Annotated in this window: 4 protein-coding genes; all 4 read left to right on the top strand. The window is 46.2% G+C overall.

Translation table 11 applies throughout. The annotated features are described in order from the left end of the window. Nucleotides 1–334 precede the first annotated feature (334 nt). The 4 genes from ACLGGO_RS34500 (at nucleotide 335) to ACLGGO_RS34485 (ending at nucleotide 7,620) form a co-directional block, all read left to right on the top strand. A complete protein-coding gene (locus ACLGGO_RS34500; RefSeq protein ID WP_446422696.1) occupies nucleotides 335–2,140 on the top strand; it encodes a tetratricopeptide repeat protein in 1,806 nt (601 codons plus the stop codon). A 359-nt stretch (nucleotides 2,141–2,499) separates the two neighbouring features. Next, entirely contained in the window at nucleotides 2,500–3,729 is a 1,230-nt protein-coding gene (locus ACLGGO_RS34495) for an RNA-guided endonuclease InsQ/TnpB family protein (RefSeq protein WP_446422695.1), read from the top strand. 190 nt (nucleotides 3,730–3,919) lie between these two features. After that, on the top strand, nucleotides 3,920–5,953 hold the full coding sequence (locus ACLGGO_RS34490) for a tetratricopeptide repeat protein (RefSeq protein WP_446422694.1): 2,034 nt from the start codon (nucleotides 3,920–3,922) through the stop codon (nucleotides 5,951–5,953). Between the two features lie 137 nt (nucleotides 5,954–6,090). Next, entirely contained in the window at nucleotides 6,091–7,620 is a 1,530-nt protein-coding gene (locus ACLGGO_RS34485; protein WP_446336709.1) for a YifB family Mg chelatase-like AAA ATPase, read from the top strand. Nucleotides 7,621–7,698: the final 78 nt, after the last annotated feature.

Raw genomic sequence — 7,698 nt, 5'->3', positions numbered from 1 at the left:
ATGGTTTCAAACCGATGAACCCTCTGAGAGCAAAAGTCCTACCCTAAATGTACCTCATCAGCGTGGGAAACGCTGTACATCTGAGAATAAATTTTAACTCATATCTTTCATCCATTTCAATAAACATAAGTTGGTTGACAATCCGTAACGCTTCCGGATTGCCTTGCTATCGTTTTGAGTCGGGGCGGGTTGAGTGACATCAGGGTGAAAAAAACCTTAGTCGTGAAACATGTCCCGATAAGCTCACAACTTTTTCATCCCCTGTCCTAACCTCAACGAAAAAGGATTGCTATAGTACAGGAAGGATAAATACTGGCATCAGGGGACAAACCAGGTGATACCGTTAGCAGACCTTAAAGCCTTAATTCAACAAACTGAAGCAAAAGGGGGAAGCCAAGACCCAAGTCTGGCGAACTTGTATGCTCAACTCGGACAACTCTACCAAAGCCGACTGGAAAATGGAGAATTTGAGGATTACCAGCTAGAACTTGCCCTCGCCATTGAATATTTCCATAAAGCGGTTGACCTGCAACGACGATTTGATTTAGAAACTGACTTAGCTGCAACCCTGAATCATCTGGCGGAACTCTATAGAACCCATGGACGCTACGATCAAGCTGAACCGCTTTATCTGCAAGCTTTGGACTTAAGGAAACGTAACTTAGGAGAGAACCATGCCGATGTTGCCACCAGCCTGAATAATCTAGCACGACTCTACCACTCTCAGGGACAATATCCCCAAGCCGAACCTCTCTATCTCCAAGCTTTGGACTTAAGGAAACGTAACTTAGGAGAGAACCATCCTGATATCGCCATCAGCCTCAATGATCTCGCCGCCCTCTACTTCTTACAAGGACGTTACAACGAAGCCGAATCTCTTTATTTGCAAGCTTTGGAACTGAGGAAACGTAACTTAGGAGAGAACCATGCCGATGTTGCCACCAGTCTTAACAATCTAGCGTTACTTTACTTCTTGCTCAGACGCTATGACCAAGCCAAACCGCTTTATCTGCAAGCCTTGGAACTGAGGAAACGTAACTTAGGAAGGAACCATCCCGATGTCGCCACCAGCCTAAATAATTTAGCCGAACTCTACAGAACCCAAGGACACTACACCCAAGCCGAACCCCTCTATCTGCAAGCCTTGGAGGTGATGAGACGCTTACTGGGGGATGAACATCCCGATGTAGCGACTAATATGAACAATCTAGCTGCACTCTATTTCTTCCAAGAACGCTACGACGAAGCCGAACCCCTCTATCTGCAAGCCTGGGAAATCAGGAAACGCTTATTCGGTGATAATCATCCCGATGTAGCACAAAGCCTCAACAACTTAGCCGGACTCTACTTCTCTCAGGGACGTCAGGGTGAAGCCGAACCTCTCTATCGCCAAGCCTTGGAAATCTGGCAACGCTTATTGGGCGATAATCATCCGGATATAGCCACGAACCTGAACAACTTAGCATTACTCCACCACTCCCAAGGACGCTACGAGCAAGCCGAACCCCTCTATCGCCAAGCTTTGGACTTAAGGAAACGTTTGTTCGGCGCGAACCATCCCGATGTAGTGACCAGCCTAAATAACTTAGCGTTGCTCTACCATTATCAAGGACGCTACGAACAAGCCGAACCCCTCTATGTGGAAGTATTGGATGTGGGTAAACGGTTCTTGGGAGACGAGCATCCGGATGTGTTAACCAGCCTGAATAATTTGGCAGCACTTTATAAAAATCTAGCCGAACTCTACTCCACTCAGGGACGCTACGACGAAGCCGAACCTCTCTATCTGAAAGCTTTAGATTTGCGGAAACGTTTGCTGGGAGATGAGCATCCCGATGTGGCACAAAATCTGAATAATTTGGCAATACTCTACTTCTTTCAGGGACATCACGATAAAGCCAAAGACTTCTATTCCCAAGCCTGGGAGTTAGGAAAACGCTGGCTAGGGGATGAGCATCCCGATGTGGCACAAAATCTAAAGAATTTGGCAGGACTTTACTCTTCCCAAGGAGCATATCAGCAAGCCGAACCCCTGTATATCCAGGCGTTGGCAATTTGTGAAGAACGACTCGGTGTTAATCATCCGACTACAGTGACAATCCGGAAAAATCTAGATGATCTTCATACCGCGATGGGATAATAAGCTGTCATGCATTGAAATGGGGTATGAGTAGCTAGCAAGATGCTCGCACACCCAGGATGAGAGCCATTATTGACCAGATAGCTAAAGAAAATGTACTCTATAGAAGTGGGTGTGACTACAAACCGCTCCGAATCAGGGATAAATCTTGTCGAATGTGCTTAGGATTGATTCGGATTAACACGATTCAAAATAACTTTGTCATTTTTTTAGCTTTCTTCGCCGGAAGCCCCAGCACAACCACCTGTACCCAGGTTGGCGTTGGGATGGATAGGCGGATAGCCGGAGGTACGGAGGCTATCAAATCACTATACATTGAGTATACTGTTTTATAGGTCGATAAACGAGAGGTAACCTTAATGAGAACAGCTCACCAGTATCGATTGCTTCCAACAAAACAACAAGTTATTCAGCTAGACAAATGGCTGTCAATGTTGTGCGCTCAGTACAACTACTTGCTGGCTGATAGGTTCAATTGGTACGAACAAAACCGTTCTCCTGTTAATGCTTGTCCTCTTGTTTGTCACCTGCCAGAATTACGAGACAACCCCGACTATTATTCTCAAAAGAAAACTTTACCTCAACTCAAAAAAACTCATCCTTGGTACGGCGAGATATATTCTCAAGTTCTTCAGGATGTAGTTAAACGGGTAAAGTTGGCATTTGACCGATTCTTGAAGGGTGATAGCACTGGTAAGCGTAGTGGTAAACCGAGATTTAAGGCTCGGAATCGTTACAGGACGTTTACCTATCCTCAGATGAAAGATGGGTGCTGGCAAGGTAATCTGATTAACTTGCCAATGTTTGGTAGAGTTAAGGTTGTCTTACATCGTCCTATCCCTGATGGGTTCAAAATCAAGACAGCATCTGTCACCAAGAAAGCCGATGGTTACTACCTGACGCTTTCCTTAGAAGATAAAACTGTCCCAGAAATTAAGCCTGATTTCAACCCAGATAAAATCACTGGGATTGATATGGGTTTAAAAGAGTTTTTGACGACTTCAGAGGGTAAAACTGTAGCCATTCCTCAACATTACCGCAAAGCACAAAAACGCCTGCGGGTTATCCAGAAACGGGTATCACGCCGCCAGAAAGGGAGTAATAGTAGACTTAAAGCCATCAAGCAACTAGGAAAACAACATAAAAAAGTTGCTGACAAGAGAAAAGATTTTCATTTCAAGACAGCTAATTGGCTGTTATCTAAATATGATGTAATCGCTCACGAAGAATTGAACGTCAAGGGTCTAGCCCGTACCCGATTGGCTAAATCTGTGCTGGATTCTGGGTGGTCAAACTTCCTGTCGATACTGGCAAACAAAGCCAAAAATGCTGGTTTGTTGGTGTTCGGTGTAAGCGCCCATAACACCTCACAGGATTGCTCCAATTGTGGCGAGAAAGTACCCAAAAAGCTGCATATTCGTTGGCATGACTGTCCTCGTTGTGGATGCAGTCTAGATCGTGACCATAATGCAGCAATAAATATCAAAAATAGAGCGGTGGGGCATCCCGTTCTTAAAGCCAAACGCCTCCTAAGCAATAGCCGGATTGGTTTGGAAGCCTACACTGTACCTGTACTCAGGTCAGTGTAGGAGATGTCACGTGAGCTTGACGATCAACTCTTAAACGCAACTGACTATGACTTGAACCGAATGAACCCAAGGCACTGGAATTTGGGCATAAGCTGCATGGTCTTGCCATTTTAGAGTATGGCAATCGTAAAAACTGATGTGAGGTTCACCGGATCGTTCAAGAGCGATTACAAGATTGGAGGTTAATTTCATGATGACGGAGTTGTCTGACCCGACGGTTCATAATGAAACAAGTTATGGCGATTTGCTGAGGTTGATTCGAGCAAGTCAAGGTAAGTTGAGTGTGATTGTGGCAGTTTGTGATGATATTCATTACCGCAACCAACTGATTGAACGCTATGAAACGGAACTCGCCGCCTCTGTGCGATCGCATCGCGTCACGTTGGTTAAGAATGACCCGACTCTAAGCCGCGCCATTACTGAAGTTGTCCAAGCCGATGAGGATTTACGTCAGGGGGGGAACGCCGTTGTCACCGTGACGGGTGTCCAAAAACTTCTCTGGCTCAAATTCGACGCCCCACGTTCAGAACAGGAAATTTTTTTCGCCTCTCTACCAGAAACCCCAGACGCATTATCAGCCTTTGCTTTTCCGATTGTCCTGTGGCTAACTCACCAACTCGAAAGTCAGCTTAGTCAAAATGCCCCAAATTTCCAAAATTGGTGTCAAGGTGTCTTTCGCTTTCACTCCAAAAAAACAGCCGCTATTCCCATTCAAGATATTGAGCCATTCCGCCATCTTATAGAAGAAAGCGACGCTTGGGATCAAAACCTATCCGTTTTTCCAGTCGCAGATCTCAACCCATTGATCGAATACACCAAAGCCAAACGTGGACTCAATGACCCGGATTTGGCAACCTTATATGCTCAAGTTGGACAACTTTATCAACGACGCTTAGAACAGGGTGAATCTCTGGATTATCCCCAAGAACAAGGATTAGCGGTTGAGTATTTGAGTCAAGCAATTGAGCGACAAAAAGAACTTGGAAGAGAAACAATCTTAGCCCAAACACTGAATAGTTTAGCCGAACTCTACAGAATTCAAGGACGCTACCGGGAAGCTGAACCCCTTTATTTAGAAGCCTTAGAACTCAGACAACGCTTATTGGGCAATGATCATCCTGATGTCGCCACTAGTCTCAACAACTTAGCAAAACTGTACCAGGCTCAAGGACAGTACGCCCAAGCCGAACCCCTGTATCTGCAAGCTTTGGACTTGAGGAAACGTAACTTAGGCGATAACCATCCCGATATCGCTCATAGCCTCAATGATTTAGCCACCCTTTATTTCTGTCAAGGACGCTACGAAGACGCCGAACCCCTGTATCTGCAAGCTTTGGACTTGAGGAAACGTAACTTAAGCGATGACCCTCTAGATGTGACAATCAGTCTCAGCAATCTAGGCTTACTCTATCATTATCAAAGACGCTACGAAGATGCCGAACCCCTTTATCTTCAAGCATTAGACATCGAAAAACGCTTCCTGGGCGAGGATCATCCGGATGTCGCCACAACCCTGAACAATCTCGCCGCCCTTTATAAATCCCAAGGACGCGACGAAGAGGCTGAACCCCTTTATCTCCAAGCCTTGGACTTGCAAAAACGTTTATTGGGAGAGAATCATCCCGATGTCGCCACTAACCTCAACAATTTAGCCGCTCTCTACTTCTCTCAAGGACGGTACGAGAAAGCCGAACCCCTCTATCTCCAAGCATTAGACATCAGAAAACGCTTATTAGGAGAAAACCATCCGGATGTAGCACAAAGCTTAAATAATTTGGCAGGACTTTACTTCTCTAAAGGACCCAATAACAAAACCGAATCGTTTTATTTGGAAGCTCTAAATATTCGGAAACGATTATTAGGAGAAAATCATCCAGATGTGGCAACTAGCATGAACAATTTAGCACTACTCTATCACTATCAGGGACACTACGACAAAGCCGAACCCCTCTATCTACAAGCCTTAAATTTGAGAAAACGTTTACTGGGAGACATCCATCCCGATGTAGTAACCAGTATGAATAATTTGGCATTACTCTATCATTATCAAGGACGCTACGAGCAAGCCGAACCCCTTTATCTCCAAGTTTTAGAACTCGGTAAACGTTTATGGGGAGAAGATCATCCCGATGTCGCGCTCAGTTTGAACAATTTGGCAGCCCTCTATAAGTCTCAAGGACGGTATGAACAAGCGAATTACTTAACTTCCAAGCTATGGAATTGAAGAACGGTTGATTAGAAGATAAGGGGGACAAGGAAGACAAGGCAGATAAAGTACTATGTACGAAGTTCCTATAGATTAAAATAGACGGCTGCGATCGCACGCCCTATAATTGCCAAGGAGACTCAGGATAAACAGACATGCTTGCCAGGGTTTGGAGTGCTTCGCTAGTCGGCATCGATGCGGTGAAAGTCGGTGTTGAAGTCGATGTGTCGGGCGGACTACCGGGAATTGTTGTCGTGGGATTACCCGATACCGCCGTCCAAGAATCGCGAGAACGGGTGAGGGCGGCGTTAAAAAATGCGGGGTTTGTTTTCCCGATGCGGAAAATCGTGATTAATCTCACCCCCGCCGACTTACGCAAAGAAGGACCCAGCTTTGATTTACCTATCAGCATCGGCATTCTCGCCGCCTCGCAGCAAGTCAATCCTGAATTATTAGGGGATTATCTATTTTTGGGCGAAGTCTCCCTCGATGGCAATTTACGCCCCGTTGCTGGAGTCTTACCCATCGCCGCCGCCGCCCAAAGTTTGGGGATTTCTGGGTTAGTTGTACCCGCCGATAATGCCCAAGAAGCCGCCGTGGTGCGTGGACTCGCGGTTTACGGATGCCAACATCTAGCTGATGTGGCGGATTTTTTGAACCAACCCGAACGCTATTCCCCGGTAACGATGGATGAAGTACCCAAATCATCCCCCTCTCAGTTTACGGGCGGAAATTTAAACGAAGTCAAAGGTCAATCCCATGCGCGTCGGGCGTTAGAAATTGCCGCAGCAGGAGGTCATAATTTAATTTTCGTCGGTCCACCGGGAAGCGGCAAAACCATGCTGGCGCGACGATTACCAGGAATTTTACCGCCCTTAAGTTTTGAAGAAGCCCTAGAAGTCACTCAAATTTATTCCGTAGCTGGATTACTCAAAGATAAAGGTAGATTAATTCGATATCGTCCCTTCCGCAGTCCCCACCATTCTGCATCGGGTCCATCATTAGTTGGAGGAGGAAGTTTTCCTCGTCCCGGAGAAATTTCCTTAGCGCACCGAGGTGTATTATTTCTAGATGAATTAACCGAATTTAAGCGCAATGTGCTGGAATTTTTGCGCCAACCCTTAGAAGATGGTTATGTGACCATTTCTCGAACTCGACAGTCCGTCCTGTTTCCGGCACAATTTACCTTAGTGGCTAGTACCAATCCCTGTCCCTGTGGTTACTTTGGCGATACCCTGCAACCCTGCACCTGTTCAGCGCGACAACGGGAGAACTATTGGGCAAAACTTTCGGGTCCATTAATGGATCGAATAGATTTACAAGTCGCCGTGAATCGTCTTAAACCCGAAGAAATTACCCGACAACCCCAAAGCGAGGCGTCAGAAGCGGTACGAGAGAGAGTAAAGGTAGCCCGCGATCGCGCCCGTGATCGCTTCCACTCAGAACCCTCACTGCGCTGTAATTCCCAGATGCAAAGTAGTCATCTGAGACAATGGTGTCATTTAGAGGATAGTAGTCGCAATTTATTAGAAGGGGCAATTCGCAAACTCGGACTATCTGCCCGGGCAAGCGATCGCATCCTCAAAGTCGCCCGCACAATTGCCGATTTATCGGGGGCTGAGAATCTGCAAACGCCACACATTGCCGAAGCTATCCAATATCGCACCATTGATCGTATGCAGTAACACTGATTACCGGAAAAGCGATGGGTGAAGGCTCCCACGCTCTTTAGCTGGGAGATGAAACCGAGCGAACCGTCTAGG

Source organism: Coleofasciculus sp. (assembly GCF_046565525.1).
In the GTDB taxonomy this organism is placed as follows: domain Bacteria; phylum Cyanobacteriota; class Cyanobacteriia; order Cyanobacteriales; family Coleofasciculaceae; genus Coleofasciculus.
This window is presented reverse-complemented; position numbering and strand designations above follow the sequence as displayed.